This is a genomic window from Candidatus Nanopelagicales bacterium, assembly GCA_028687755.1.
In the GTDB taxonomy this organism is placed as follows: Bacteria; Actinomycetota; Actinomycetes; order S36-B12; family S36-B12; genus UBA11398.
On record JAQTZL010000001.1, the window covers coordinates 449,250 to 475,003 of the forward strand.

The following is a 25,754-nucleotide window of genomic DNA, read 5'->3' on the forward strand; positions in this document are numbered from 1 at the left end:
TGAGGCAATACGCTTGGCGCCATGACCCTCCGCCCCCTTCGCATCACCGCTATTGGCACCTTGGCTCTGGGCACCCTTGCGGCAACCGCTGTTGTCCCGGCACAGGCTGCCAAGTCAACCTCTCCAATCGTGATTGCCGTGGAAGCACCGCTCACAGGAGCTCAGGCATCAAACGGCATCGACATGGCACGTGGTGTGCAACTTGCAGTTGACGAAGTCAATGCACGCGGAGGCATCAAGGGACGCAAACTCAGCCTGGTCAAGCTCGACGATATGGCTGACCCGAAGATGGCCGCTGACATGGTTACGGCTGCACAGAAAGCTGGCGCGGTCGCTGTTGTCGGCCCATACAACTCATCTGTTGGTTTGGTGAACTTGCCCCTGTACATCAAGGCTGGCATCACCCCAGTCCAAATGACATCAACTGACGAGACCACAGGCATGGGTGTCACTGTGCAACCAAAGAACAGCCAGATCTCTCCGGTCGAGGTCAAATACATCACGGGCCAGAAAGTGAAGAAGGTCGCGATGCTCGTGGATCCTTCTGACTACACCCAAGGTATGGCGGACCGCACACGAACCGCACTCACTGCTGCAGGCATCACTGTCACGTCTACAACAATCACCGAAGGGGCCGCTGACTACTCCTCACAGGTGAAGGCAGCGCTTTCCTCGTCACCTGACTTGGTCTACGTGAGCACCTACTATCCCGAAGGTTCAAAGATTGCTAAGGCTCTTGCCACAAGCAATTCAACGGCTCAGTGCTTCATGGGCTTAGCCAATGTTGACCCAGCTTTCGTCACTGAAGCTGGTACAGCGAATGCTGCACGCTGCAAGTTCAGTGGCGTTCCTGCTGCTGCACAGTTGCCTACTGCAGTTGCCTTCACCAAGAGCTTCACCAAGGCTTTCAACACAGCCCCCGGCGTATGGGGTGTATTCACTTACGACTCAACCAAGCTCCTCGCGGATGCTTTGAAGAGTGTGGGCAACACTAATTACCAGCCGGTGTTGAACCAGTTGAAAAAGACCAAGAACTACAAGGGTCAAACTGGCCTCATCACAATCGATCGCAAAACAGGCAATCGAACCAACGTGCCTGTCTTTATTTTGAAGGTCAACCCGTCCGGCATCTTCACCATCGCCTAGCCACATCGCAATAGAGGACATTCATGTTTAAGCGCGTACGCCAGTCGTTTGCAACGATTGCTCAGAACTGGGGCATGACCCAAAAGGTTCATAAACTTCTTGCACTCGAGGTCTTAGGTTTCTTTATTGCTGGTGCCGTAGTTGTTGGTGCTCCCGTCGCGTACTTCCTCAATGCGCTCAGTGGAATCATTCTGGCAATTCCTGCCGGCTTGATTGCTGCAGTGTTCTGGTTTAGCCGTCGCGCAATGTCAGCTGCATACTCACAAATTGAAGGACAGCCAGGTGCTGCTGCAGCTGTGGCTCAGCAGATGCGCGGTGGTTGGCAGACCACGCCAGGTATTGCGGTCAACAAGAACCAAGATCTCATTAGCCGTGTGGTTGGTAAGCCTGGCGTGATCTTGATATCCGAAGGCCCAAGTAGTCGCGTTGTTCCGATGCTCGCCGCGGAACGAAAGAAGACGGCTCGCTGGGTCCCTGACGTTCCAATTTATGAAATTCAAATCGGTGATGAGCCAGGTCAAATCACCTTGGCGAAGTTGCAGCGTGCGTTGAATAAGTTGCCACGCAACCTTCGCGGTGGAGAAATTACGGATATGCGTCGACGTCTTGACGCAGTCAGCGCAGTGGGTGGCGGCATGCCAATCCCTAAGGGACCAATGCCAACGAGTGCTCGTTCAGTACGCCGTAAGCGCGGGGCTTAACTCCTTTTAGTACGCAAGATCGCAACGCTGCCAACTGCTCGGTCGTGTAGGCCTCGACCTTGGCTGTCGTAAATCACAGCGGGTAGCACCAAACAGATGAGCACTGTGCGCAACGCAATGCGCCACAAACTCAAGCGACGCCCAGAAATATCAACAACGTCAATCCCGAGAATTTTTTGCCCAAAGCTCGAAGCGAAGAACCACGTAAAGAGAGTGACTTCAATAAAGAACACAATCAACGGGGGGAAGTCTGCGCTTGGTTCACCCAATTTGAAACCGGGGAAAATAACCGCTGCAACGAGTGCGCTAGCAACCCAATCGATGACGATCGCACCTAACCGGCGCCCTAAACCTGCAACATGACCTGGCAACTCAACGCTCACGAAGCGAAACCTACTTGGCCAAGCCACGTTGCCCTGAAGTGGGCCAGATCCAACACAAGCGGACGTGCGCAAGTCATGATTGGCAGCACCAACCCCGGGGAACACACAGATGAAAATCGCGAAACGACTTATCCAGCTCATCGCTGTGATGCTTTTTGTCGCACTGGCGTTTGTGGGTTGGTCCGTCTATCAATCTTCTAAAGACAATCCTGGCGAACCTCTCCAGGTGGTCACTGCCACATGGATGCGCGACCATGGGCTTGGCCCCGTTGTGGCGAAACTTGAAGATTTTTACTACCAATACATCAATAAGCCAGACGTTGGTGGCAAGCCAACAATTTCCGCTCAATTTGAAAATGGCGACTCTTCTGTCGCGAGTGAACCAATACCTGCTCCAACGGTTTCACTTCCAACTCCATCGCCCACTATCAGTGCAGCCGTCGAACCAACACCCACATTCACTTTTGCTCCACTCCCGGATGTCACCACACAACCAGTTCCCGCTGATGGCGCAGTCCCCCACTTGAATCCTCCTGACACATTAATTTCTCCTGCATCAGTTCTTGAACCTCTTGAAGGTGTCTGGCAACCCGTTGGCAATAAGGTCGCAGGTTTTCCAGCGGTGTACGTCACTCGCGTGCGCACAGACAATGTGCACACCTCGTACTACGCAACAGCAATGTGGATCGATACAGCATTGACGACAACAATGTTTATTCCTGGCTATGAAGAACCCAAGGGCGGACCAAACCCGTCGAATGGAGCGCTGCCGGAGCAGTACCAGTCAATCTTGATGGCCAATATCAATGGTGCTTTCAGGCTTGAAGATGCGCGTGGTGGTTACTACTACGACGGCGTCACCGTGCAGCCGCTAGAAAAGAAGCGAGCAAGCGCCGTGGTCTACCGCGATGGACACATTCGTATTGCGCGCTGGGGGCGCGACTTAGAACTCACACCTGACGTGCTTATGGTGCGCCAAAATCTTGATCTCATTGTTGACCACGGGCAATCTCAGGTAAATAACCCCAACTACACAGCAGCATGGGGCGCAACTACCGATAAAGAGAATCTTGCTTGGCGCGCTGGATTAGGTCAGCGCAGCGATGGCAGTTTGGTCTACGTCATTGGGCAGGCCTTGTCAGCACAAAGCCTTGCTGAAACCTTGGTGGCTAGCGGGGTCCAACGCGCAATGGTGCTCGATATGAATCAATACTGGTCGGCTGGGTTTTACTTCTCGCACAATCGCGCGGGCGACCCCATCTGCCATCGATTAGATCCAGACATCGGTGGCCCCTGCGATCGCTTCTTGCGCCCCTACAAGCGCGATAGCTTTCAATTCCTGGCTGCGTACCCCGTTGGGCGCAAAGTGAACTAGTCGCTGCGTTTCTGGTTAAAGACGAGGGAGGTAGCGATCAAGTTCCCATTGGCTGACCTGCGAACGGTAGTCCTCCCACTCTGCTTGCTTATTACGCAAGAAGAAATCGAAGACATGCTCACCGAGAGTCTCCTTCACCAACGCTGAATTTTCCATAACGTCAAGTGCCTGGCGAAGACTCGTGGGCAATGGCTTCATGCCCATGGCAACGCGCTCAGCTTCAGTCAAGGCCCACACATCTTCTTCAGCCCCAGCAGGCAGTTCGTAGCCGTCCTCAATGCCCTTCAATCCTGCAGCGAGGATCAACGCAAACGCGAGATAAGGATTCGTCGCGCTATCTGGCGAACGCAGTTCAATGCGCGTGCTGTTTCCCTTACTTGGTTTAGCCATAGGAACACGAACAAGTGCGGAGCTGTTGTTATGGCCCCAGCACACCCAAGCTGGAGCTTCTGAACCACCAACGAGGCGCTTATAAGAGTTCACCCATTGGTTAGTGACCGCAGTGATTTCTGGTGCATGCATCAACAGGCCTGCAATAAAGGAGCGACCAACTGCTGACAGTTGCAGTGGAGCGCCTTCTTCATAGAACGCATTGGTGTCACCTTGGAACAGTGACATGTGTGTATGCATGCCAGAACCTGGATGTTCACGGAATGGCTTTGGCATAAACGAGGCGTATAACCCTTGTTCAAGAGCAACTTCCTGACACACCAATCGGAAGGTCATCAAGTTGTCTGCTGTGGTCAATGCGTCTGCGTAGCGCAGATCGATTTCCTGCTGCCCTGGCCCACCTTCGTGATGCGAGAATTCAACGGAGATGCCCATGGCTTCCAGCATCAAAATTGCTTCACGGCGGAAATCTGCAGATTGCCCATGTGGGGTGTTGTCGAAGTAGCCGTAGAGATCTGCTGGCACGGGCAATTCACCAGCGCGGTGACGATTCTCAAGAAGGTAAAACTCAACCTCGGGGTGCGTGTAGAACGTGTAGCCACGTTCGGCTGCCTTGGTGAGTGTGCGCTTCAACACGTTGCGTGGATCAGCAAGTGACGGAGTGCCATCTGGATTCAAAATGTCACAGAACAAACGCGCGGCACCTGGACCTTCGCTGCGCCAAGGTAAAAGCGTGAACGTGCTTGGATCTGGCTTGGCAATCATGTCCGATTCATACACACGGGTGAAGCCGTCGATTGCCGAGCCATCAAAGCCGATGCCTTCGTCAAATGCGCCTTCCATCTCAGCGGGCGCAATTGCCACAGACTTCAAGGTGCCAAGAACATCGGTGAACCACAGTCGAACGAAACGGATGTCGCGCTCCTCGATCGTGCGCAGCACAAACTCGGCTTGCCTATCCATAACGACTCACTTTCCTCATGGCCCCCCTAGGCCACGCCCGACTATATGGAACCTATTGTGCCGCGAAAGTGTTACAGCCATATGTCGTGCCTACCCAATGTCACGACTCGGTACTCTCACCCAATGCCCATGATGCGCCTAGCCCTGGCCCAGGCCAATGCCACGGTCGGAGACCTCGCAGGCAATGCCACCTTGATCATGGACCTAGCGCAACAGGCCAGCCTTGCCGGTGCCGATCTCATTGTTTTCCCGGAAATGTTCCTCACGGGATACCCGGTTGAAGACCTGGCTCTGCGCCCCTCGTTTCAAGATGCATCTATCTCCACGGTCGATCGCTTGGCAGGTGACCTCTTACACAAGGGCCTGGGCGAGCTCATCACCGTGGTGGGTTACCTAGATTGCATTGAAACCGGATCATCCCCGCATCAGGTCACTTCACCCGTGAATGCTGTAGCGGTTCTCTATCAAGGGCGCATCATCGCGCGGTACATCAAACATCATTTACCAAATTACGGTGTCTTCGACGAGGCGAGATACTTCGCCCAAGGCAATTCGCCAACACATTTGCGCATTGATGGTGTCACCATCACGCTGGCAATTTGTGAAGATATTTGGCAAACCGGTGGCCCTGTTTCCTGGGCACGCGACGCAAAGAGCTCACTGCTTTTGGTCGTCAATGCATCTCCATATGAACGCAATAAGACTGATGTTCGGCGATTGCTGTGCCGTGACCGCGCAAAAGAAGCAGGTTGCGCACTTGCATACGTCAACCTCGTTGGCGCCCAAGATGAATTGGTGTTTGACGGCGATTCGATGGTGGTAGATGCCAAGGGCGAACTTCTTGTGCGAGGTGGGCAATTCTCAGAAGAACTTCTCATTGTTGATGTCGACCTGCCTACGAGTGAAGTTCCTGAAGAATTTACGCAGATTCCACACACATTCATCAGCCGTGATATGCCTGCGATCAATGAAATTCACGATCGCCTGCCTGAACTCGAAGAGGTATACAGCGCTTTAGTACTAGGCCTTGCTGACTACGTCAATAAGAACAAGTTCATAAGTGTGATTCTTGGTCTCAGTGGTGGCATCGACTCAGCATTGGTGGCCGCAATCGCCTGTGATGCCCTTGGCCCGAACCGTGTTTTTGGCGTATCAATGCCAAGCATTTACTCATCTGAACATTCCAAAGGTGACGCTGCAGATCTGGCGGAACGCACTGGCCTGCATTACCGTACGGTGCCAATTTCTCCCATGGTTGATGCCTTCATGAACTCTATGGAATTAACTGGCCTTGCCGAAGAGAATTTGCAGGCACGCGTGCGCGGAACCACCTTGATGGCTATTTCAAATCAAGAAGGCCATCTTGTGCTCACCACGGGCAACAAGAGCGAGCTCTCCGTCGGCTACTCCACCTTGTATGGCGACAGCGTTGGCGGCTTCAACCCGATTAAAGATGTACCCAAGATGCTGGTTTGGGATCTTGCGCGTTGGCGCAATGAGCATGCAACAAGGCAAGACAAGATCGCACCCATTCCGCCGAACAGCATTGAAAAGCCGCCAAGTGCAGAACTTCGACCAGACCAGCTCGATGCTGATTCACTACCTGACTACCCCGTGCTTGATGCACTCCTTGAGGGCTATGTGGCCTCTGACCATGGAGCAGAGCAACTCATCGCCAATGGTTTTGATCCAGCAATGGTTGAACGCATTTTGCGACTCACGGATGGAGCTGAATATAAACGCCGTCAATCAGCCCCTGGCACCAAAATTTCCCTTCGTGCCTTCGGCCGTGACCGCCGTCTACCCATTACTAATGCTTGGCGCGAGGGCAATAACTAACTCTTAGCTTGACCTTCTGGCCGCTCAAACTCTGTAGCAGATTCCGCTGCATAAGCCGCGCCTTCTTCCTTCACCAATGCATCGGTTGCATCAAGCGGTGGTCCTGTTGGTGCTCCATGCTGTGACGGTGGCGTGATCATTGGCAAACCAATACCAACGATCAACGCAGCAGCAACAACAATCACCAGTGAAATCAATGTTGTGAAGTGCGAGGCATTCACAAATGCATTGAATGCGCCATCTCTGAAATCTTGCAGCAGCGGTGCCGCATCCGCCGGAAGGCGATCGATCACACCAACAGTTGCGACTAATGATTGTGATGCTGCTTCCTGCGCTGCAGCGGGAACAGGAACAGGGGACTTGGCAAAGACTTCGGAAAGATTTGATGCGTAGCGAGTGGCGAGCAACGTTCCAATAATGGCGACGCCGAGTGCTCCACCAAGCTGACGAACAGTGTTCTGCACAGCTGAGCCCGCGCCCACTCGCGCAAGGGGCAGAACGTTTTGCATCAGCGTAGATGCAGGCGCGATGACGTTACCCATACCGAATCCAAAGAAGAAGAAGATGACCAAGGTCATCCAAATAGGAGTTGTCTCATTGATAAACAACAAGCCCAGCAACGCAAGAGATACGACAGACAAACCTGTAGTCATTACCTTGCGATAACCAAACTTCATGACCATGCCGCCGCTCCGCGGTGCTGCAAGCAATTGTCCAGCCGCAAATGGCACGAAGCACATTCCCGCAGCAAAGGTTCCAAAGCCACGAATTATCTGGAAGTAGAACGGAAGAGTGAAAGTAATACCTGAGAGCGCAAAGAAGGCCAGCGATACAGCAGTAAGACTGACTGCATAACCTCGATTCTTAAACAGCGTGACATCAAAACTTGCGTGATCACTCTTTGCCTCAAGAATGATGAAAATAGTGATGATGATTGCGCCTGCAAAAATCGGCACAAGCACCGGAGCAACGAGCCATGCCTTTGTTTCGGAAGCATGAATGATTCCGTACACCAATAAGAACAAACCTGTTGCCGAAATGATCAACCCTCGGAAATCCAACTTTCCCGCATTCGGATTCTTCGTTTCTGGAACGATTTTCCAAATGAAGTACAACCCAACGGCAACAATTGGCACGTTAATCAAAAAGACTGAACCCCAGTCATTTCCCGTGAGCCAGTTTGACCACTGAGGGTTTTGTAGCAACACGCCGCCAAGTACGGGTCCAAGCGCAATTGCGCCACCCACCGCACCCGCCCAAAGCCCAATCGCCTTACCTCGCTCATGCGGAGGGAACACCACAGTGATGATCGCAAGAGTCACAGGTAGCACTGCCGCACCACCTACGCCCATCACCGCGCGCCAACCGATCAACATGCCACCACTCGATGAGAACGCACAGATCGCAGATGCCACACCAAATGTGAACAAACCAAAGCTCAGAATTTTCTTGCGGCCATATCGGTCACCGAGCACACCCATGGTGAACAGAAGCGCCGCAAAGGAAAGGGTGTAGGAGTCAATGGCCCACACCAACTCACCTTGAGATGCATTGAGGTCTTTTTGGATTGTCGGCAACGCAATATTGAGCACCGTGTTATCCAGAACGACGACAAGCAAACTCACCACTAAAACAGCCAAAATTGCCCACCGACGAGGGTGCCCTGCTCCTGATGTCATCCAGCTGTTATCCATGGCGGCCTCTCAATTGCGGTGTGCCCCGACAGTACGAGATGCATAGCTGGCCTCGGGTGTGCCATGATTTATATGTCCGGGGACTGCGACCGCAGCCTCGAGATGGGAGAAAGTAATGGACGCTTCGTCGTCGACCCTGTATGGCTGCGTCGCTAATCGACGCTTCACCATGCGCGATCTGCAGCTGGCAACGGATCGCAATGAGCGCTGGTCAATGATCACCGCTTACGACGCACTCACGGCAAGCATTTTTGAATCTGCCGGTATCCCGTCACTCTTGGTTGGTGATTCAGCCGCTTCAGTGATCTTCGGTCACAGCACAACGCTTCCAGTCACTGTTGATGAGCTCATTCCTCTCGTGCAAGCAGTCGTACGTGGCACTCAACAAGCGCTCGTTATTGCAGATCTACCTTTCGGCTCGTATCAAGCTTCGCCCGCTCAGGCCCTTGAAACCGCTGCACGCTTCATGAAAGAAGGCGGTGCTCACGCGGTGAAACTTGAAGGTGGCGCTGCAGTACTCCCCCAGATTGAATTACTCGCAAACTCCGGCATTCCTGTGATTGGCCACTTGGGCTTGACACCACAGTCTGTGAATTTATTCGGTGGCTATCGCGTCCAGGGTCGCGGTGAGCAAGGCGAGTTACTCATTCGCGATGCCAAAGCAATGGAATCCGCAGGAGCCTGCGGTGTGGTGCTGGAAGTTGTGCCAAGTGCACTGGCGGCCAAAGTAAGTGAGATGTTGGCGATTCCCACGATTGGGATCGGTGCCGGTCCTGGCACAGATGCTCAGGTCATCGTGTGGCAAGACTTACTCGGCGTTACTGCCGATCCTGCACCGAAGTTTGTTCGTCGTTATGCAGATTTGCGCGCCATTATGAGTGATGCCGTACGCGCATGGGGCGAGGATGTCGTCAGCGGGCATTACCCCGCTGACGAGCACACCTACAAATAAATCGACTAAATGTCCGTAACTCGGATGCCTGAGTGAGCTTTGTAGCGGCGATTAATAGAAATTAAATTCGCGGTAAACGTTTCGATTTGTCCACAATTGCGAAGCCGACCTGCGAAGACTCCACGAATTCCTGGAATGCGTGATGCGATTGCCTGAACGACATCTGTGGAGTCGCGATCATCGCCAACAACGAGAACATCGGTCTCAATTGTTTCAACAGTTTCGTCGAGAAGTAACACTGCTGAGATGTGATGGAACGCGCCAACAACATGGCTCTCGGTAAGAATTGCTGCAGCTTGTTGTGCTGCTGAACCTTCCGCAACAGGCAAGCCGTATGCGCCTTGCTTATCGAAACCAAGCGGATTTACGCAGTCGATGACGATTTTTCCTACCAAATGCGCTTTAAGGCCCTCTAAAAGCGTTGAATGACCATCCCAAGGCACTGCAACGATGACAACATCAGTATTTGACGCACAATCTTCGTTTGTTGCACCTTGAATACCGAAACCGATCTCATCTGCAATTGATTGCGCACGTGATGCGTCACGCGATCCGATGACTACTTTCGAACCTGACATTGCAAGTCTGCGCGCTAATCCGCGGCCTTGTTCGCCAGTGCCACCAAGCACACCAATTGATAGTTGTGAAACGTCTGGAAGTACGCGAGCATCGCGTTGAGGGGCTGCAGAATCAGTTGTCATAGTGCTAAATCATGCCAGATGAAAAAAATCATTCGCGACACGAATGACATTCTGATTGTGTATGTGCTAGCGAAATGTGCAATGCTCTGCCAAAGTTTTAGTTGAAGGACTCTGCTAGGGATGCAAAGTCCGACTATTTTGGAGGAACAGTGGCAGTCGCAAAGAAGGCAGCAAAGAAGGCTCCGGCCCGTAAAGCTGCAGCAAAGCGCGTTGCAAAGAAGGCAGTTCGCAAGACTGCTGCAAAGCGCACCGTCAAGAAGGCAACCGCTAAGAAGGCAGTTCGCAAGACTGCTGCAAAGCGCACCGCCAAGAAGGCAGTTCGCAAGACCGCTGCAAAGCGCACCGTCAAGAAGGCAACCGCTAAGAAGGCAGTTCGCAAGACTGCTGCAAAGCGCACCGCCAAGAAGGCAGTTCGCAAGACCGCTGCAAAGCGCACCGCCAAGAAGGCAACCGCTAAGAAGGCAGTTCGCAAGACTGCTGCAAAGCGCACCGCCAAGAAGGCAGTTCGCAAGACTGCTGCAAAGCGCACCGCCAAGAAGGCAGTTCGCAAGGCTGCACCTCGCAAGACTGCTGCAAAGCGCACTGCCAAGAAGGTAGTTCGTCGCGCGAAGTAGTCACACCTGTTTGCGCAAACAAGGCCCGCACCGAAAGGTGCGGGCCTTGTTGTTTTCCTAGATCAGCGAAGCGACTGGTTAGTCGTCGTCATCCCCGTCAAAGGCTTCACTGCGTTCGTGTGCAGTCTTTAGCGCAGCGGCAGCATCGGCTTCAGTGGCGTAAGGACCCAAGCGTTCCGCATTGGGGCAACCAACCTGTGGCTCTACCTTCTGATGCTCAAGGCAGTAGTACCAACTCATGACTTTTCCCTTCGTTTACGGACAAGAACCTAGACTGATCTCCATGTCCAGTGCTACCCAACCCTCACCTGTCGTGCCAGGCCGAGTGAGCCCCATGCGCAGCGTGCCCGCATCCATTGCTCGCCCGGAGTATGTCGGCAAGCCAGGCCCTGCCCCTTTCACCGGGTCAGAAGTCAAAGATGCCCAGACCATTGAGTCGATGCGCCGAGCAGGCAAGTTAGCCGCATTGACTCTTGAAGAAGTTGGGAGGCATGTTCGCCCAGGTATCACCACTGAACAACTCGACGTGATTGCCCATGAATTCATTTGCGATCACGGCGCTTATCCCTCTCCCCTGGACTACCGGGGCTTCCCTAAATCAATTTGCACGTCGGTCAATGAAGTGATTTGTCACGGCATTCCAGATACATCCGTGCTCAATGAAGGTGACATCGTCAATATTGACGTCACGGTGTTCATCGAGGGAGTCCATGGCGATTGCAACGCTACATATCCCGCTGGTGAGGTCATCGAACCCGTCGCATTGTTGATTGAGCGAACCCGCGAAGCATTAAACCGAGGAATTAAGGCCGTGGCTCCAGGCCGTCCGATCAGTGTGATTGGACGCGTAATCGAAAGTTATGCGAAACGGTTTGATTACGGAGTGATTCGTGATTTCACAGGTCACGGCATAGGCACCGCGTTCCATTCAGGATTGGTTATCCCCCATTACGACGACCCGAACATGACCACAATCATGGAACCAGGCATGACATTCACCATCGAACCAATGATTGCTCTTGGAACTTATGACTATCAAATGTGGAATGACGGCTGGACTGTTGTGACCGCAGACCGCAAATACACCGCGCAGTTTGAACACACGGTGTTGGTTACGAACGATGGAGTTGAGGTGCTCACCGTATGAGTATCTGGCCCGCGGATGTGAAAACCCTCGCCATTGATATTGGTGGCACCTCGTTCAAAGCTGCGATCTTGAATCCCCAAGGCGAGATGCTGACTGAGCAGGTTCGCATTGAGACTCCTTATCCATGCTTTCCAGAAGTTTTCTTGAGCACGCTCAAAGATCTCGTTTCGAAACTTCCGTCAGCGCATCGCGTCACTGTTGGTTTTCCAAGCTTGATTCGCAATGGGGTTGTCGCGAGCATTCCGGGATCACTTTCGCGCAGCGTGCTCAACGGTGAACGCGACCCCGACCTCATCGATGCGTGGGTGGGCTTTGAAATCCTAAAAGCACTCACTGAAACTTTCGAATTGCCAACCAAGGTCGAAAACGATGCTGATGTGCAAGGGTGCGCAGTCGTCGAAGGCAAGGGCCTTGAGTTTGTCGTGACCTTTGGCACCGGAGTTGGGACAGCCCTATTTTTGAATGGTCAACTTGTGACGCACCTAGAGCTCTCGCATGGTCCGTACAACTCAGAGATGACCCACGACATTGCCCTTGGTGATGGCGAGCTGAAGAAAATCGGCGAAGATGCATGGAAAGAACGCGTCCATAAAGGGTTGGCGCAATTTGATGCGATCGTGAATTGGGATCACCTGTATGTCGGTGGCGGAAATGCGCGATTGCTTGATCAGAGCGATATTGGCGAGAACGCAACTTTGGTTTCCAATGCCAATGGTTTGCTTGGCGGTATCCGCATTTGGGACCTCCACGAATAAGTTTCGATTTCAACTACTTATGCGTATGCTGGGCTCGTGACGAACTGGTTGGACCAAGAGCAGCAGGCCGTTTGGCGTGCATGGCTGAGTGCAACCACCTTGCTTCCTGAGCAACTTGGACGAGACCTGCAAAGTGATTCAGACCTCACAAATGCCGATTACGAAATCCTGGTTCATTTATCTGAGGCAAGTGACCGGCGGGTTCGCATGAGCGAACTTGCCGAGCGCACTCTTTCTTCACGTAGCCGCCTTTCTCACCAAGTCGATCGCATGGCCAAGGCTGGGCTTGTGACTCGAGAATTGTGCGCAGACGATCGCCGAGGCTCCTTTGCAGTCCTCACTGACAAAGGCTGGGACCTTCTCGTAAGCGCTGCTCCGGCTCATGTCGAAAGTGTTCGACGTCACTTAGTTGATGTACTTACGCCTGAAGAATTTGCCGCATTAGGAAACGCATGCGCAAAAGTGAGCAATCACCTGAAATCGCTGGTAGTTGAACCCTAAACTTCCGCGGTGACTAACTTCGGAACATCGTTTACTGCAACTGTTCGCACCACCCCAGAACATCATGCGTCAGGTGAGCTCACCAAGGTCGTCACTGACCTCGGTGGCATCGTCACTGGCATGGACGTGGTGCATTCCTGCCATGAAGATGTAGTCCTGGAACTGACCTGCCTGATCGGTGGCGAAGACATTGATCGCCGACTTGAAGATGCCCTGAACGCGCTCCCTGAAACTGAGGTCGAGCATGTGATGGACACCGTGATGTTGATTCATCTGGGTGGAAAGCTGGAAATCCAGGCCACCTGCGCGATGGATAATCGCGTGGAGCTTGCTCGTGCGTACACCCCAGGAGTTGCACGCGTGTGCTTAGCAATTGCTGAAGACCCTTCACGCGCCCGTGAACTCACCATCAAACGCAACACTGTTGCTGTTGTCACTGACGGCTCAGCTGTGCTCGGTCTTGGCAATCTTGGACCCGAAGCATCAATGCCAGTGATGGAAGGCAAGGCAGCACTCTTCAAGCGCTTTGCTGACATCGATGCCTGGCCAATCGCGCTGGATACCAACGACGTTGATGAAATCGTGCGCACCGTGCAACTCATCGCTCCTGGCTTTGGCGGCATTAACCTCGAAGACATCTCAGCTCCACGTTGCTTTGAAGTTGAGCGTCGCCTTCGCGAGACCTTGACGATCCCTGTGATGCATGACGATCAGCATGGAACGGCAGTTGTGGTGCTTGCAGCTCTGAAGAATGCTGCGCGCTTGGTGAAGAAGGATCTCAGCAGCCTAAAGATCGTGATGTCAGGTGCGGGCGCTGCAGGAGCTGCTGTCACTGGCCTGTTGATGAAGGCTGGCGTCCAAGACGTAGTTGTGTTCGACTCAAAGGGTGCATTGCATCAAGGTCGCACGTTCGATGACCCCGACAAGGCAGACCTTGCCAAGCGCACGAACCCACGCAACGTGTCAGGCACATTGGCTGAAGCACTCGTTGGTGCCGATGTGTTCGTTGGTGTCTCGCAGCCAAACTTGCTCACTGCTGAAGACATCTCACATATGGCCAAGGATTCGATCATTTTCGCGTTATCAAACCCAACACCTGAAATTGATCCAGTTGAAGCCCATAAGCACGCTGCGGTGGTTGCAACGGGCCGTAGCGACTATCCAAACCAGATCAACAACGTATTGGCCTTCCCGGGCATCTTCCGCGGAATGCTCGATAGCGGTGCTCACATCATCACTGATGAGGTGCTGGTGGCTGCTGCAAACGCAATTGCCGATGTCGTGACCGATGAGAATCTCAATGCGGCCTACATCATTCCTAGTGTGTTTGATGACGGTGTGACGCCTGCTGTTGCTGCTGCCGTCGCAGCTGCAGCAATGAAGTAAAGGACGAGCTGACCGATAAGCCGGATTCTGTCTCGGTAAACCGAGGGTGATCATCCATCTGCGATCACTGTTGCCAGTGAACTGGTGCGGCCTACCTGCAAATACCGAGCGAGCAACTCATTTGCACAGATCGCAAGCGATCCTCTTGGCCTTGCTCCAGGTGGGGTTTACCTAGCCGCTGTAGTCACCTACTGCGCTGGTGGTCTCTTACACCACCGTTTCACCCTTACCTCGATTACTCGAGGCGGTCTGTTTTCTGTGGCACTGTCCCGCGGGTCACCCCGGGTGGGCGTTACCCACCACCTTGCTCTGAGGAGTCCGGACTTTCCTCGACACTTTCATGCCGCGATCACCCAGCCAGCTCGTCCACGTCAAGGTTAGGCCGCGATCAGCGAAACGTCCAATGCAAAGATGATCTCGTGCCCGTACCCAAAGTTAAGAATGGGTTTGACCCAAAAATCTGCGAACGGTGTGGTCGCCCGTTTGAATGGCGCAAAAAGTGGGCCAGGGATTGGGAACAAGTGAAGTATTGCTCAGAGAAATGCAAACGCGGATGATCACCGTTGTCATCCCCTACGACCAACTCAGCCGCACTCACGGCGCTATGAAGGATGCAGATCCTCGTACCCATGAGATTCTCTTGATTGAAAGCCAATCAATGATGGCATCACGCACTTGGCATGCTGAGCGGCTCTTCCTAGTGCTCTCAGCTCTTGAGCACTTTGCTGCTGAATTAACTGATGAAGGCTTCACTGTTCATCGAATGGAAGCGCCCTCTCTACGGGAGGGCATTTTGAAGTTCACATCTGAATATCCCTCGCACACAATCATTGCTACGCAACCTCGTTCACGTTCGTTGCAACGAGTATTCATTGAGCTGGAAATTGACCTCTTCAATGACGATTCATTTTTGACATCACGAAGTGATTTTGAGGCTTGGGCACAAGGAAGAAAAAATCTCACGCAAGAGCACTTCTACCGGTGGCAGCGCGCACGTCTGGGATACCTCATGGATGGCTCCGTACCCCTTGGAGGTGCTTGGAATTTTGACCAAGACAATCGGCTACCGCCACCTAAGCCAGGATACGAGTGGCCAACACCAATCACCTTCGCAATCGACAGCATCGATCAAGCGGTCGCAGCAAAAATCGAAAAGATCTCGGATTCGCATTGGGGATCTATCTCGATGGGAACCTGGGCTACAAATCGAGCGGGTGCTCTTCAACAGCTTGACTGGTTTCTCGAACATTCCCTCAATGCATTCGGACCATATGAAGACGCCATGCCAATGGATTCCTGGGCTGGTTATCACTCGATGCTTTCGCCTTATCTCAACCTTGGGCTCATAAGTCCAAGAGAAATATGTGACGCAGCTCTTGCCCGCTTTGCTCAAGGCGGTATTCCTATCAATTCAATTGAAGGTTTCATTCGTCAGTTGATTGGATGGCGCGAATACATCAATGGCGTGTATTGGCTATTCCCGGAGGAATACCAAGCAAAGAATGAACTCAACGCTCAGCGGCCACTACTTCCGCTCTTTGAAAATCCTGATGCCACACAAATGAACTGCATGAAATCTGTTATTTCAGATGTTGAAGCACGCGGGTGGGCACATCACATTCCTCGACTCATGGTCATGAGTAATCTCGCGCTGCTCGCCAACGTGAATCCACAAGAGTTTCTGGCCTGGATGCGAAGATCATTCATCGATGCTGCTGACTGGGTGATGGTGCCCAATGTGATCGGCATGGGAATGCATGCAGATAACGGCACCATGATGACTAAGCCCTACATTGCTGGCGGTGCGTACATCAAACGCATGGGTCAGTTTTGTTCAGGATGCAAATACAAGCCAACAGAACGCACTGGTGAAACTGCTTGTCCATTCACGACCTTGTACTGGGATTTCCTGGATCGAAACCAGGCGACCTTTGCCAAGAACCACCGCATGGTTCAACAATTTGCTGGCCTGAGAAAAATCAAAGACATCGATGCAGTGCGCATGAGGGCAACTGAGGTGCTTCTCGGACTTGAAGACGGGACTATTTAATTATCCGAGGTGAGGCACAGATCTGACCAGAGTTCTGCAGGAACGAGCGCATCAACCGGGCGCTCGCCATCGGTTGAGGGTGTGCCGCACACCGTCTCAGGTGCCTTGAGGACCCAGTTCTCACCCACCAACTCAAAGATGTATTCCTCTTGAACAACCACGCCTTGTTCGTCCATCACTGTGGCTTGCGCATATGCCCAGCTGGGCGCGCACTTCAACGAGTCAAAGGAACTGATATGCATGTTTGATTCATGCAAGAACATGTCGATCGTGCCTTGGATGGTGCTCTGATCGCAGGCTGTACTGCCTGTTGGCTCAGACGGAGTCGATTGACAGGCGGTCAACGCGAGAAATGAGGCGCACAACACCACGATCTTGGCTTTCATAGAGTCACGATCTCACACCTCGATGGCCTACGGTCAGGTTCACCATGCTGATTCTGCTACCGCCAAGTGAAGGCAAGTCTGCTCCGGGAGGTGGCGCCAGCACCCGAGAACTCTCCTACCCGGAACTCAAGAAGCCACGGGCACTCGTTTGGAAAGCCTTGATTGCAATGTGCAAGGCAGATCCTCAACTTGCCGCGAAAAATCTTGGACTCGGTGTCACACAACTTGATGAAGTAACCGCAAACGCTCATCTAGCCAAATCAACATGCGGCCCAGCAATAGATGTGTACACCGGGGTTCTCTACGAAGCCCTTGGAGCAGCGACCTTAAATTCACGAACTCGCACAAAGCTCAATACGTCTGTTGCGATTTCCTCAGCGCTCTTTGGTTTGGTGCGGCCCCTTGATTTGATCCCTGCGTATCGCCTGAGCGGTAATTCAACTGTTACTTCACTACCCTCACTCGCGCAGGTCTGGCGTGACAGCGCTTCGGAAGCCATCGCCACATCCTCGGGACCAATTATTGATATGCGTTCTCAGACTTACGTTGCTCTTGGCCCAATTCCCACGTCATGCCACGATCGAGCATTAACCCTTCGCGTACTTCATGAGCGAAATGGCAAGCGCAGCGTTGTGAGTCACTTCAATAAGGCCACGAAGGGTGAGTTCGTGCGCGCACTGATGCTGAAAGCGAAAACACCCACAAACATCAATGAGTTTTCAGCGGTACTCACTTCACTTGGGTATGAGTGGGAACTCAATGAACACAAGAAAGGCCCAGCTTTGCTGGACTTGATTACTCGCTAAACAAACGGAAACGTGTCCACTCCACGAAGGTGGGTACTTTCAGAAAAACTCGTGAGTGAAGCATTGCCATCTGCAAACCACATCATCGATGAGATCGATCCTGGGCGCAGCTCCATGCGATACACGCTTTCAAGTGGCGCATTCACAGCAATAGCCGCCATCAACTTGATCGGCGTCACGTGCGCAACAATTGCGATGCGCTTCCCGTGGTACCTCTTCAAAATTTCTAGGCGACCACGGTTCACACGATCGAGAACCTGAGCGAATGACTCGCCACCAGGCGGTGCAACTTCAACGGAATCAAGCCAGCGCTGCAGAGCCTCGGGCCATTGGGCACGCACTTCAGTGAAGGTGTATCCATCCCAGTCGCCAAATGAGCACTCAGCGAACTCATCCATGACCACTACTTCCGCTTCGCAAAGTTCAGCGATGTATTGCGCGGTTTGGCGGGTACGCAAGAGTGGTGAGGTAACGATGACGTCAATTTCACCACGCTCAGCAAGATCTTTTGCAGCGGCTTGAGCCTGTAAAATTCCAATGTCAGTCAGACCAACATCAGAGCCACCCAAACCGCTGAAACGCTTTTCCAAGCTCATCGGTGTTGCACCATGACGAACCATGATGGTGACCGTTGGTGTGCCAACTTCGTCCCAGCCCACCATGCGGTTGGGGGCTTTTTCGTCAACGACGGCCTGCGTTAAGGCTTCTTCCACTGATGCCAACACATCGCTTGCATCGTCAAACAAGGTTGCGGATTCATAGGAACGGGCAATCGGCGATGCACCGGCGTTGATTGCCGCAGCATCCATTGCTTCATTAGCCAGTGCATCCGCAGCAGCATTCTGAGCACGAGGCACCCAGGTATAGGTCACTCGACCAGCAGGAAACACTGCTCGCACCTGTAAAGCAAGAGCCTGCATATCTGGATGCTTAATCTTCCAACGGCCACTCATCTGTTCAACAACAAGCTTTGAATCAAGGCGCACTTCAACAATGGCATCGGGGTCAATGCCTCGCACGTGAGTGAGCCCAGCTAGGGCGCCGCGATACTCCGCCACATTATTTGTGGCTATACCGATGTATTCACCTAATTCAGCAATCACTGCACCAGTTGCGGCGTCTTTCACCACTGAGCCATAAGCGGCGGGCCCTGGATTACCCCGTGAACCGCCATCCGCCTCAACGATGTAATTCTTTGTCATTACAGACCGGACTCGGCATTGCGAACCAAGATGCGGCGACATTCTTCACAACGCACAACTTCATCTTGAGGAGTCGCGCGTAGGGATTCGATCTCATTTGGTGGCAACTGCAAACGACACCCTTGGCACTGACCGCGATGAAGGTGTGCTGCACCTACGCCGCCGCCATCGAGGCGAATTTTTTCGTATAGCGCAATGAGGTCAGCCGGAATTCGAGGCTTGAGTTCATTGCGATCTGCAACCACGTTTTGCCGCTCTGCATCAATTTCAGAAACGAGCGCTGCGATCTCACCTTCCAGCGCTTCACATTCGACAACTGCTTCTGCGTGCTGGCCGGCAAGTTGGCGCACGGCAGCTTGGGCACCTTCAACACGCTCCATTGCTTCGAGTTCAACTTCTTCAAGTTCACCTTGACGTCGAGCCAACGACTGCAACTCATGCTGAAGGTTGACCAACTGCTTTGGATCGCTGATCGCTCCTGAATCAAGGAGCTGTTGATCCTTCGTTGAACGCTCACGCACCTGTTCAACATCTGATTCAGCACGAGCTTGATCGCGCTCGAGGTCGCGGGCAATCACTACTGCAGCGACATGTTCATCATGAAGGCGCTGGATACGAACCTTGAGATCAGCGAGGGCTTGCTTCTGGGCAAGCGTGCTCTCCCGATGATCAAGCTGCGATGCTTTGGTATCGAGCTTTTGCAGATCGAGCAACAATTGCTGTGCTGCAGCATCAGCCTTCATGAGTAACTCCCTAGGTTGGTGCTCGGACGATGTGCCGTCCATGGATCAGTCGGTGTGGCGGAAACTTCCGCAGTAATTGCAAACCCCGCTTCAGCAAGGTCAGAAACCAAGAGCGCTGCAGCTTGATTCAGCCAGGGCCATTCACTTGCCCAATGAGCCACATCAACAAGCGCACAGCCACCATCAACTAGATGATCTTGTGCGCGGTGGTGGCGAAGATCTGAGGTCACATACACATCGGCTTGTTGCGCAGCGAGCTCAAGGAGAGAATCCCCTGCTCCGCCACACACCGCAACAGTGCGTATTTCGAGTTCCAGATCTCCTGCAATGCGCACACCATGATGCGTGGCTGGCAACACTGCAGCGACAAGATCAGCAAATTTCTGCAAGGTCATCGGCTCCAGCAGATCACCGATGCGCCCTGTGCCCGTATCGGGCCCAGATGGATCGAGTGGTCGAAGATTTCTCAATCCAAATTCGGCAGCCAACGCATCTGAGACACCAGGGTTCGCGTGATCAGCATTTGTGTGCGCACTTGCCAGAGCGATGTCATTGCTCATGAGCGCATGAACCACTTTGCCCTTGGCATCGGTTGCGCCAACACCATGAACTCCACGCAAGAACAGCGGATGATGCGTAATCACGAGATCAATGCCACCGAGAATTGCTTCATCAACCACAACCTGCACCGGATCCACAGCCAGAAGGATGCGATCGACGGTTGAGGCGGGATCCCCACAGACGAGCCCCACCGCGTCCCAATCGGCAGCAAGCCCCATGGGATACCTGCGCTCCAGCGCTGCCAAGACTTGAGCAACGGTGGCGGACATAAGCGAAGGTTACCTGTCACCGGGTGTGCGGCTGCCAACCTGCGCCCATTACTCTTATACCTTCCAACTGGGGCGCATAGCTCAGTTGGCTAGAGCGCCGCCCTTACAAGGCGGATGTCGGGGGTTCGAGTCCCTCTGCGCCCACCAAGCACGACTTAATTCAATCCAAGCACTGCTGCGAGATACGCCTTCGCATCGCGCTCAAACCCCGGTCCGTTGATCACTGACCACCGAACGATCCCCTGGCGATCAATCACGTAGGTGCCACGCGTAGCAAAGCCCTTGTCATCCAAGAACACGTCGTACTTCCTTGCGACCTCACCATGCGGCCAGAAATCACTGAGCAGAGGGATCGTGAGTGAGTCTTTTTCCGCAAACGCCTGTAGTGAATACGCACTGTCACAGGAGACGGCGACCACTTGCGCATTGAGATCAGCGAACTCTTGCGTCATAGAACTCAACTCCGCGAGCTCGGATCGACAAACACCCGTGAAAGCAAATGGAAAAAAGACCAAAACGATAGGTCCGTTGACACATTGCTCACTCAACGTGAATTTGCTGCCATCAGCCGCAGACAAGGTGAAGTCGGGTGCTTGTTGGCCAATCTGGACGCCAACTGACTGCATGGGTATGTGATTCACAGAAGTAGCCATTGCGGGCACCTCGCCCATGAATCACCTACCGCTTGGCGCGGGGTGCAACAAGGCGCGTGCCTTGCCAGTTTGATCCCGCACTGATGGTGCTGGTCTGCTGCAAGCCAGCAGTAGGCGCAGCATCAGCAATGTCTTCGGGCTCAATATGACCGTCACGACCAGGCTTAGGCGTCATCAACCAGACAACACCGTGATCAGCGAGCGGATGAATGGCATCCATGAGTCCATCAACGAGATCGCCGTCTTCGTCGCGCCACCACATCAGCACTACGTCAACAACATCGTCGAAATCCTCGTCAACGATTTCTTCGCCGATGATGGCCTCGATACCTTCGCGCAGGGCTTCGTCGATGTCCTCGTCGTAGCCAATCTCCTGCACGGTCATTCCCGCTTCAATTCCCAGACGAGCTGCACGCGTACGTGCCTCATCCCGATCCGCTGCGGCGGCCAACGCGTTCTCCATTCGCTCTTGTCACAGACTCAATGCCTGCTTCTGCAGCGCTAGTCCACCGGACCTGAGGCCGAATGGCAAGCGGCACCGCCGTAGAGCCCCAGAAAGTCACCCAACTTTGGTTGCCACACCCCCGATACGCAAGGATGTGACTCGGTACACACACCGTCACTCGACACCCCGGCGATCCCGGAAGTCGACCAAGCGAAGGGTCCAAACAATGACGCCCGCAAGTGACCGCGAAGCCCTGTTGGCTGGCGGCATGCCGACTCAATATGTCGATGCCGATCCAGACGAAACGAACGAATGGATTGACTCGTTCGACGACATGGTGGCAAGTAGCGGAAATAACCGCGCTCGATACATCATGTTGTCGCTTCTGCGTCGAGCAGCTGAACACAATGTTGGTGTTCCAAGCCTTCGAAGCACCGACTACATCAACACCATTGCTCCCGAGCGTGAACCTGAGTTCCCCGGTGATGAAGCAATTGAACATCGCATCCGTCAAATCATTCGCTGGAACGCAGCGATCATGGTGCATCGCGCGCAACGTCCGGGAATCGGCGTCGGCGGTCACATTTCGAGTTATGCATCGAGCGCCACCTTGTATGAAGTGGGCTTCAACCACTTCTTCCGCGGCCAAGACCACGCAGGTGGCGGCGATCAAATCTTCTTCCAGGGCCATGCCTCCCCTGGCATTTACGCACGTGCCTTCCTTGAGGGCCGCCTAACTGAAGCCCAGCTGGATGGCTTTCGCCAAGAAACTTCTGGCGTTGGTTTACCTTCTTACCCACACCCTCGCTTGCTGCCGCATTTCTGGCAGTTCCCAACTGTGTCGATGGGTATCGGACCCCTCAATGCGATTTACCAAGCGCGCTTTAACAAGTACCTCGGTCATCGCGGCATCAAAGACACCAGCGATCAAAAAGTGTGGGCCTTCTTAGGCGACGGAGAAATGGATGAGGTCGATGCCGTAGGCGCCTTGACTTTGGCCGCCCGCGAGGAACTCGACAACCTCGTGTTCGTCGTGAACTGCAACTTGCAGCGCCTCGATGGTCCGGTACGAGGCAACGGCAAGATCATTCAAGAACTTGAATCACTCTTCCGTGGTGCTGGCTGGAATGTCATCAAGGTCGTATGGGGTCGCAAGTGGGATGAACTCCTGAGTCAAGATCGCGAAGGCGCTCTTGTGAACTTGATGAACAAGACCGTTGACGGTGACTTCCAAACCTTCAAGGCCGAAGATGGCGCCTTTGTGCGCGAACATTTCTTCGGTCGCGATCCACTAACCGCGAAGCTTGTTGAAGATTGGTCTGACGACGACATCTGGAATTTGCGCCGTGGTGGTCACGATTACCGCAAGATGTACGCGGCATATAACGCAGCAACACAGGTCAAGGGTCAACCAACCGTCATCTTGGCCAAGACAGTCAAGGGCTGGACTTTGGGTTCACACTTCGAAGGTCGTAACTCAACGCACCAGATGAAGAAGCTCACCCTTGATGATCTGCTCGCCTTCCGCGATCGTTTGGAAATTCCCATTCCAGATAGCGCAATGGATCCCTACACACCTCCGTATTTCCATCCAGGTGCAGATGATGAAGCCGTGCAGTACATGCAGGCGTCGCGCAAACTTCTTGGTGGCGGCGTGCCTTCACGTCGAACTACTACTGCGGCATTGGTGTTGCCAGAAGCCAAAACCTACGAGGTTGCAAAGCGTGGTTCAGGTAACCAAGAAGTTGCTACGACCATGGCCTTTGTTCGCATGCTCAAAGACATCATGAAAGATCCAAACGTTGGACATCGCATCGTTCCGATCATTCCTGACGAAGCACGCACCTTCGGTATGGACGCAATGTTCCCAACGGCAAAGATCTATTCACCGCATGGTCAGCAATATCTCTCTGTAGACCGCGAACTGGTGTTGTCATACAAGGAATCAGAAACAGGCCAGATCCTGCATGAAGGCATTAACGAAGCTGGATCCACTGCCTCGTTCACAGCAGTTGGCACGTCATACGCCACGCATGGCCAACCAATGATTCCGATTTACATTTTCTACTCCATGTTTGGATTCCAGCGCACAGGTGATGCGTTTTGGGCTGCCATGGACCAGATGGCTCGTGGATTCGTTCTCGGCGCAACGGCTGGCCGCACAACACTCAACGGCGAAGGTTTGCAGCATCAAGATGGCCATTCCCTTTTGCTAGCAAGCACGAACCCAGGCGTAGTGGCGTACGACCCTGCGTACTCCTACGAAATCGCACACATCTTCAAGGATGGCATGCGACGTATGTACGGAGATGATCCAGAAAATATTTACTACTACCTCACTGTGTATAACGAGCCATACCAGCAACCAGCCGAGCCAGACAACGTCGATGTTGACGGCATCTTGCGGGGTATGCACTTGATCAGTGAATCAAATGGCGATGGGCCAAAGGTTCAACTACTCGCCAGCGGTGTCTCAGTGCCATGGGCTCTTCGCGCACAAACAATCCTTCGCGACGAGTGGGGTGTTCATGCCGATGTCTGGTCGGTTACCTCGTGGAATGAATTGCGTCGCGATGGTTTGGAAGTTGATCGCTTCAACTTCTTGAATCCTGATGCAGAGCAGCGCGTTGCTTACATCAACCAGCGCCTTGCTGGCCGCCCTGGGCCAGTTATTGCGGTTTCTGACTGGATGCGCGCTGTGCAAGATCAGGTTCGCGAATGGGTTGATCAGCCGTTTGTGTCACTTGGCACCGATGGCGCGGGCATGTCAGATACCCGAGGCGCACTTCGTCGTCACTTCCTCGTTGATGCCGAATCCATCGTGGTGCAGTCATTGACCATGCTCAGCAAGCACAATCAGATGGATCGCGCAACAATTGCCGAAGCAATTAATCGATACCAACTCAACGACCCATCTGCTGCGTCAGCAGGCAACACGGAAGGTTCTGGCTGAGATGCCTAACGATCCAAAGCGGTTCTTGCGTTACCTCGAAGAGGAACGTAAAGCTGCTCTGCTGTACCGCTCGTTAGCAACGACTATGACCGGCGATCGCCGAGAGGCTTTGTTGGAACTGGCGGACATTGAGGAACGGCATGCACGGCATTGGATCGCAAAGCTCACCGAAGCTGGTATCGATGTTCCACTAGCACCTCAAGATTTACACGAAGACGATGCAGCGCTGGTTCATCAAGCCAACACGATGAACGTTGACGATGTACTGGAGCACCTTGAAGCAGTTGAGACTGCCGCGAACTCGCTTTACGACAATGAGCCAGAAGCCCCTGACTCAATGGTTGAAGACGAGGCTTCGCATGCAGAAGCATTCCGACGTATGCGTGTGGATGAAGCAAACGTCCTGCCGATTCGCGGTGCGATGAAGGCGCCAGGCCCCGATCACATGGAGGCATGGCACAGCACAGATACCTCAGGTAAGGCGCGAGCTATCGTGTTCGGTGTCAGCGATGGCCTGGTCTCAAACACTGCACTCGTGATGGGCTTTGCTGGCGCAAATCCATCCGGCAAAACCATTCTTTTTGCTGGCCTTGCAGGCTTACTCGCTGGCGCGTTCTCAATGGCTGCCGGTGAATACGTGAGTGTCGCGAGTCAGAGAGATCTCTTCCATCGCGAGATCCAAAAAGAAGCCGAAGAACTGGCAACAAAACCTGAAGAAGAACAAAAAGAGCTCGAACTTATTTACCGAGCCAAAGGCGTACCCCGTGATGTTGCAGCGGCAACTGCAGCGCACATCATGCAAGATCCAAAGAAGGCTCTGGACACACTTGCCCGCGAGGAACTCGGTCTTAATCCTGACGAGTTAGGTGCTCCATTCAAGGTTGCCCTTTCAAGCTTCATTGCGTTTGCCATTGGCGCATCGGTTGCAGTACTGCCGTATCTGTTCTTCACTGGAAATGTTGCGTTGTATCTGACGATCGCGCTTTCGACGGTTTCCTTGTTGGTAGTTGGTGGCGTCGTGGGAAAGATTTCAGGGCGCGGAATCACCTTCTCGGCGCTGCGACAATTTGCATGGGGCGCCGGAGCTGCGTTGGTTACGTTCATTGTGGGCTCGATAATCGGCGTCAACGTCTAGCCGC

25 protein-coding genes, 1 tRNA gene and 1 other RNA gene are annotated in these 25,754 nt (G+C 53.4%); 15 read left to right on the forward strand and 12 right to left on the reverse strand.

The window, feature by feature from the left end; all coding sequences use genetic code 11:
* Window positions 1-21: 21 nt before the first annotated feature.
* Both PHN51_02335 and PHN51_02340 read left to right on the forward strand, forming a co-directional pair.
* Entirely contained in the window at window positions 22-1,146 is a 1,125-nt protein-coding gene (locus PHN51_02335) for a branched-chain amino acid ABC transporter substrate-binding protein (GenBank protein ID MDD2817621.1), read from the forward strand.
* A gap of 23 nt (window positions 1,147-1,169) precedes the next feature.
* A complete protein-coding gene (locus PHN51_02340) occupies window positions 1,170-1,847 on the forward strand; it encodes a DUF4191 domain-containing protein (protein ID MDD2817622.1) in 678 nt (225 codons plus the stop codon).
* On the opposite strand, the gene PHN51_02345 is transcribed toward PHN51_02340, so the two are convergent.
* The gene (locus PHN51_02345; GenBank protein ID MDD2817623.1) at window positions 1,844-2,230 is read right to left on the reverse strand and encodes an RDD family protein; all 387 of its coding nucleotides are present in this window, start codon (window positions 2,228-2,230) and stop codon (window positions 1,844-1,846) included. The genes PHN51_02340 and PHN51_02345 overlap by 4 nt on opposite strands.
* 109 nt (window positions 2,231-2,339) lie before the next feature.
* Between PHN51_02345 and PHN51_02350 the strand changes: the two genes are divergently transcribed.
* Window positions 2,340-3,605, forward strand: coding sequence for a phosphodiester glycosidase family protein (locus PHN51_02350; protein MDD2817624.1), 1,266 nt, complete (start codon window positions 2,340-2,342; stop codon window positions 3,603-3,605).
* Between the two features lie 15 nt (window positions 3,606-3,620).
* Here the strand turns inward: PHN51_02350 and glnA are convergent, their stop codons facing one another.
* Window positions 3,621-4,958 carry a type I glutamate--ammonia ligase gene (glnA, locus tag PHN51_02355; GenBank protein MDD2817625.1) on the reverse strand — a complete coding sequence of 446 codons (1,338 nt, stop codon included), beginning with the start codon at window positions 4,956-4,958 and terminating at the stop codon, window positions 3,621-3,623.
* A gap of 123 nt (window positions 4,959-5,081) precedes the next feature.
* Here glnA and PHN51_02360 point away from each other — a divergent pair, with 123 nt between their 5' ends.
* Entirely contained in the window at window positions 5,082-6,797 is a 1,716-nt protein-coding gene (locus tag PHN51_02360) for an NAD+ synthase (protein MDD2817626.1), read from the forward strand.
* On the opposite strand, the gene PHN51_02365 is transcribed toward PHN51_02360, so the two are convergent.
* The gene (locus tag PHN51_02365) at window positions 6,794-8,491 is read right to left on the reverse strand and encodes an MFS transporter (GenBank protein MDD2817627.1); all 1,698 of its coding nucleotides are present in this window, start codon (window positions 8,489-8,491) and stop codon (window positions 6,794-6,796) included. The two genes, PHN51_02360 and PHN51_02365, sit on opposite strands and share 4 nt — an antisense overlap.
* A gap of 115 nt (window positions 8,492-8,606) precedes the next feature.
* Here PHN51_02365 and panB point away from each other — a divergent pair, with 115 nt between their 5' ends.
* Window positions 8,607-9,443 carry a 3-methyl-2-oxobutanoate hydroxymethyltransferase gene (panB, locus tag PHN51_02370; GenBank protein ID MDD2817628.1) on the forward strand — a complete coding sequence of 279 codons (837 nt, stop codon included), beginning with the start codon at window positions 8,607-8,609 and terminating at the stop codon, window positions 9,441-9,443.
* A 5-nt stretch (window positions 9,444-9,448) separates the two neighbouring features.
* Here the strand turns inward: panB and npdG are convergent, their stop codons facing one another.
* Complete coding sequence (npdG, locus tag PHN51_02375; protein MDD2817629.1) at window positions 9,449-10,144, reverse strand: NADPH-dependent F420 reductase; 696 nt, start codon at window positions 10,142-10,144, stop codon at window positions 9,449-9,451.
* A gap of 149 nt (window positions 10,145-10,293) precedes the next feature.
* Here npdG and PHN51_02380 point away from each other — a divergent pair, with 149 nt between their 5' ends.
* A complete protein-coding gene (locus tag PHN51_02380) occupies window positions 10,294-10,758 on the forward strand; it encodes a hypothetical protein (GenBank protein MDD2817630.1) in 465 nt (154 codons plus the stop codon).
* A gap of 78 nt (window positions 10,759-10,836) precedes the next feature.
* On the opposite strand, the gene PHN51_02385 is transcribed toward PHN51_02380, so the two are convergent.
* A complete protein-coding gene (locus tag PHN51_02385) occupies window positions 10,837-10,998 on the reverse strand; it encodes a hypothetical protein (GenBank protein MDD2817631.1) in 162 nt (53 codons plus the stop codon).
* A gap of 43 nt (window positions 10,999-11,041) precedes the next feature.
* Here PHN51_02385 and map point away from each other — a divergent pair, with 43 nt between their 5' ends.
* The 4 genes from map to PHN51_02405 are packed head-to-tail and all read left to right on the forward strand — an operon-like array spanning window position 11,042 to window position 14,547.
* Window positions 11,042-11,905, forward strand: a complete 864-nt coding sequence (gene map, locus PHN51_02390; GenBank protein ID MDD2817632.1) for a type I methionyl aminopeptidase — start codon at window positions 11,042-11,044, stop codon at window positions 11,903-11,905.
* Window positions 11,902-12,660 carry an ROK family protein gene (locus PHN51_02395; protein ID MDD2817633.1) on the forward strand — a complete coding sequence of 253 codons (759 nt, stop codon included), beginning with the start codon at window positions 11,902-11,904 and terminating at the stop codon, window positions 12,658-12,660. The genes map and PHN51_02395 overlap by 4 nt, the downstream gene beginning before the upstream one ends.
* A gap of 36 nt (window positions 12,661-12,696) precedes the next feature.
* Window positions 12,697-13,161, forward strand: a complete 465-nt coding sequence (locus PHN51_02400; GenBank protein ID MDD2817634.1) for a MarR family transcriptional regulator — start codon at window positions 12,697-12,699, stop codon at window positions 13,159-13,161.
* 9 nt (window positions 13,162-13,170) lie between these two features.
* Window positions 13,171-14,547: an NADP-dependent malic enzyme gene (locus tag PHN51_02405; GenBank protein ID MDD2817635.1), complete on the forward strand. Its 1,377-nt coding sequence runs from the start codon at window positions 13,171-13,173 to the stop codon at window positions 14,545-14,547.
* Here PHN51_02405 and rnpB read toward each other — a convergent pair.
* An RNA gene (gene rnpB / locus PHN51_02410) (RNase P RNA component class A) lies at window positions 14,548-14,912 on the reverse strand.
* Window positions 14,913-15,034: 122 nt separating this feature from the next.
* Here rnpB and PHN51_02415 point away from each other — a divergent pair.
* The gene (locus PHN51_02415) at window positions 15,035-16,597 is read left to right on the forward strand and encodes a cryptochrome/photolyase family protein (protein ID MDD2817636.1); all 1,563 of its coding nucleotides are present in this window, start codon (window positions 15,035-15,037) and stop codon (window positions 16,595-16,597) included.
* Here PHN51_02415 and PHN51_02420 read toward each other — a convergent pair.
* Entirely contained in the window at window positions 16,594-16,983 is a 390-nt protein-coding gene (locus PHN51_02420; protein MDD2817637.1) for a hypothetical protein, read from the reverse strand. The two genes, PHN51_02415 and PHN51_02420, sit on opposite strands and share 4 nt — an antisense overlap.
* Before the next feature lie 44 nt (window positions 16,984-17,027).
* On the opposite strand from PHN51_02420, the gene PHN51_02425 reads away from it, so the two are divergent.
* Window positions 17,028-17,789, forward strand: a complete 762-nt coding sequence (locus PHN51_02425; GenBank protein ID MDD2817638.1) for a peroxide stress protein YaaA — start codon at window positions 17,028-17,030, stop codon at window positions 17,787-17,789.
* On the opposite strand, the gene PHN51_02430 is transcribed toward PHN51_02425, so the two are convergent.
* Genes PHN51_02430 through PHN51_02440 form a run of 3 tightly spaced genes read right to left on the reverse strand, consistent with a single transcriptional unit; the run spans window position 17,786 to window position 20,564 of the window.
* Window positions 17,786-18,991: a bifunctional RNase H/acid phosphatase gene (locus tag PHN51_02430; protein ID MDD2817639.1), complete on the reverse strand. Its 1,206-nt coding sequence runs from the start codon at window positions 18,989-18,991 to the stop codon at window positions 17,786-17,788. The two genes, PHN51_02425 and PHN51_02430, sit on opposite strands and share 4 nt — an antisense overlap.
* Entirely contained in the window at window positions 18,991-19,734 is a 744-nt protein-coding gene (locus tag PHN51_02435) for a C4-type zinc ribbon domain-containing protein (GenBank protein MDD2817640.1), read from the reverse strand. The genes PHN51_02430 and PHN51_02435 overlap by 1 nt, the downstream gene beginning before the upstream one ends.
* Window positions 19,731-20,564 (reverse strand): Nif3-like dinuclear metal center hexameric protein, encoded by an 834-nt coding sequence (locus PHN51_02440; GenBank protein ID MDD2817641.1) that lies wholly within the window; start codon window positions 20,562-20,564, stop codon window positions 19,731-19,733. Before PHN51_02440 ends, PHN51_02435 begins: the two co-directional genes overlap by 4 nt.
* A gap of 70 nt (window positions 20,565-20,634) precedes the next feature.
* On the opposite strand from PHN51_02440, the gene PHN51_02445 reads away from it, so the two are divergent.
* Window positions 20,635-20,711, forward strand: a tRNA-Val gene (locus PHN51_02445).
* An 8-nt stretch (window positions 20,712-20,719) separates the two neighbouring features.
* Here PHN51_02445 and PHN51_02450 read toward each other — a convergent pair.
* On the reverse strand, window positions 20,720-21,217 hold the full coding sequence (locus tag PHN51_02450; GenBank protein ID MDD2817642.1) for a peroxiredoxin: 498 nt from the start codon (window positions 21,215-21,217) through the stop codon (window positions 20,720-20,722).
* A gap of 25 nt (window positions 21,218-21,242) precedes the next feature.
* Window positions 21,243-21,668, reverse strand: coding sequence for a DUF3052 domain-containing protein (locus PHN51_02455; GenBank protein MDD2817643.1), 426 nt, complete (start codon window positions 21,666-21,668; stop codon window positions 21,243-21,245).
* Window positions 21,669-21,930: 262 nt separating this feature from the next.
* On the opposite strand from PHN51_02455, the gene aceE reads away from it, so the two are divergent.
* Both aceE and PHN51_02465 read left to right on the forward strand, forming a co-directional pair.
* Window positions 21,931-24,615, forward strand: coding sequence for a pyruvate dehydrogenase (acetyl-transferring), homodimeric type (gene aceE, locus PHN51_02460; GenBank protein MDD2817644.1), 2,685 nt, complete (start codon window positions 21,931-21,933; stop codon window positions 24,613-24,615).
* Window position 24,616: 1 nt separating this feature from the next.
* Window positions 24,617-25,750 (forward strand): VIT1/CCC1 transporter family protein, encoded by a 1,134-nt coding sequence (locus PHN51_02465; GenBank protein ID MDD2817645.1) that lies wholly within the window; start codon window positions 24,617-24,619, stop codon window positions 25,748-25,750.
* Window positions 25,751-25,754: the final 4 nt, after the last annotated feature.

Excerpts from the sequence above, each read along its gene's own strand:
- PHN51_02465 (MDD2817645.1), top strand. The coding sequence starts at position 24,617 with ATGCCTAACGATCCAAAGCGGTTCTTGCGTTACCTCGAAGAGGAACGT.
- PHN51_02360 (MDD2817626.1), top strand. The coding sequence starts at position 5,082 with ATGCCCATGATGCGCCTAGCCCTGGCCCAGGCCAATGCCACGGTCGGA.
- PHN51_02340 (MDD2817622.1), top strand. The coding sequence starts at position 1,170 with ATGTTTAAGCGCGTACGCCAGTCGTTTGCAACGATTGCTCAGAACTGG.
- aceE (MDD2817644.1), top strand. The coding sequence starts at position 21,931 with ATGCCGACTCAATATGTCGATGCCGATCCAGACGAAACGAACGAATGG.
- map (MDD2817632.1), top strand. The coding sequence starts at position 11,042 with ATGTCCAGTGCTACCCAACCCTCACCTGTCGTGCCAGGCCGAGTGAGC.
- glnA (MDD2817625.1), bottom strand. The coding sequence starts at position 4,958 with ATGGATAGGCAAGCCGAGTTTGTGCTGCGCACGATCGAGGAGCGCGAC.
- PHN51_02450 (MDD2817642.1), bottom strand. The coding sequence starts at position 21,217 with ATGGCTACTTCTGTGAATCACATACCCATGCAGTCAGTTGGCGTCCAG.
- PHN51_02430 (MDD2817639.1), bottom strand. The coding sequence starts at position 18,991 with ATGACAAAGAATTACATCGTTGAGGCGGATGGCGGTTCACGGGGTAAT.
- PHN51_02440 (MDD2817641.1), bottom strand. The coding sequence starts at position 20,564 with ATGTCCGCCACCGTTGCTCAAGTCTTGGCAGCGCTGGAGCGCAGGTAT.
- PHN51_02415 (MDD2817636.1), top strand. The coding sequence starts at position 15,035 with ATGGCGCAAAAAGTGGGCCAGGGATTGGGAACAAGTGAAGTATTGCTC.
- PHN51_02365 (MDD2817627.1), bottom strand. The coding sequence starts at position 8,491 with ATGGATAACAGCTGGATGACATCAGGAGCAGGGCACCCTCGTCGGTGG.
- panB (MDD2817628.1), top strand. The coding sequence starts at position 8,607 with ATGGACGCTTCGTCGTCGACCCTGTATGGCTGCGTCGCTAATCGACGC.
- PHN51_02420 (MDD2817637.1), bottom strand. The coding sequence starts at position 16,983 with ATGAAAGCCAAGATCGTGGTGTTGTGCGCCTCATTTCTCGCGTTGACC.
- PHN51_02425 (MDD2817638.1), top strand. The coding sequence starts at position 17,028 with ATGCTGATTCTGCTACCGCCAAGTGAAGGCAAGTCTGCTCCGGGAGGT.
- PHN51_02395 (MDD2817633.1), top strand. The coding sequence starts at position 11,902 with ATGAGTATCTGGCCCGCGGATGTGAAAACCCTCGCCATTGATATTGGT.
- PHN51_02385 (MDD2817631.1), bottom strand. The coding sequence starts at position 10,998 with ATGAGTTGGTACTACTGCCTTGAGCATCAGAAGGTAGAGCCACAGGTT.
- PHN51_02350 (MDD2817624.1), top strand. The coding sequence starts at position 2,340 with ATGAAAATCGCGAAACGACTTATCCAGCTCATCGCTGTGATGCTTTTT.
- PHN51_02435 (MDD2817640.1), bottom strand. The coding sequence starts at position 19,734 with ATGAAGGCTGATGCTGCAGCACAGCAATTGTTGCTCGATCTGCAAAAG.
- PHN51_02335 (MDD2817621.1), top strand. The coding sequence starts at position 22 with ATGACCCTCCGCCCCCTTCGCATCACCGCTATTGGCACCTTGGCTCTG.
- npdG (MDD2817629.1), bottom strand. The coding sequence starts at position 10,144 with ATGACAACTGATTCTGCAGCCCCTCAACGCGATGCTCGCGTACTTCCA.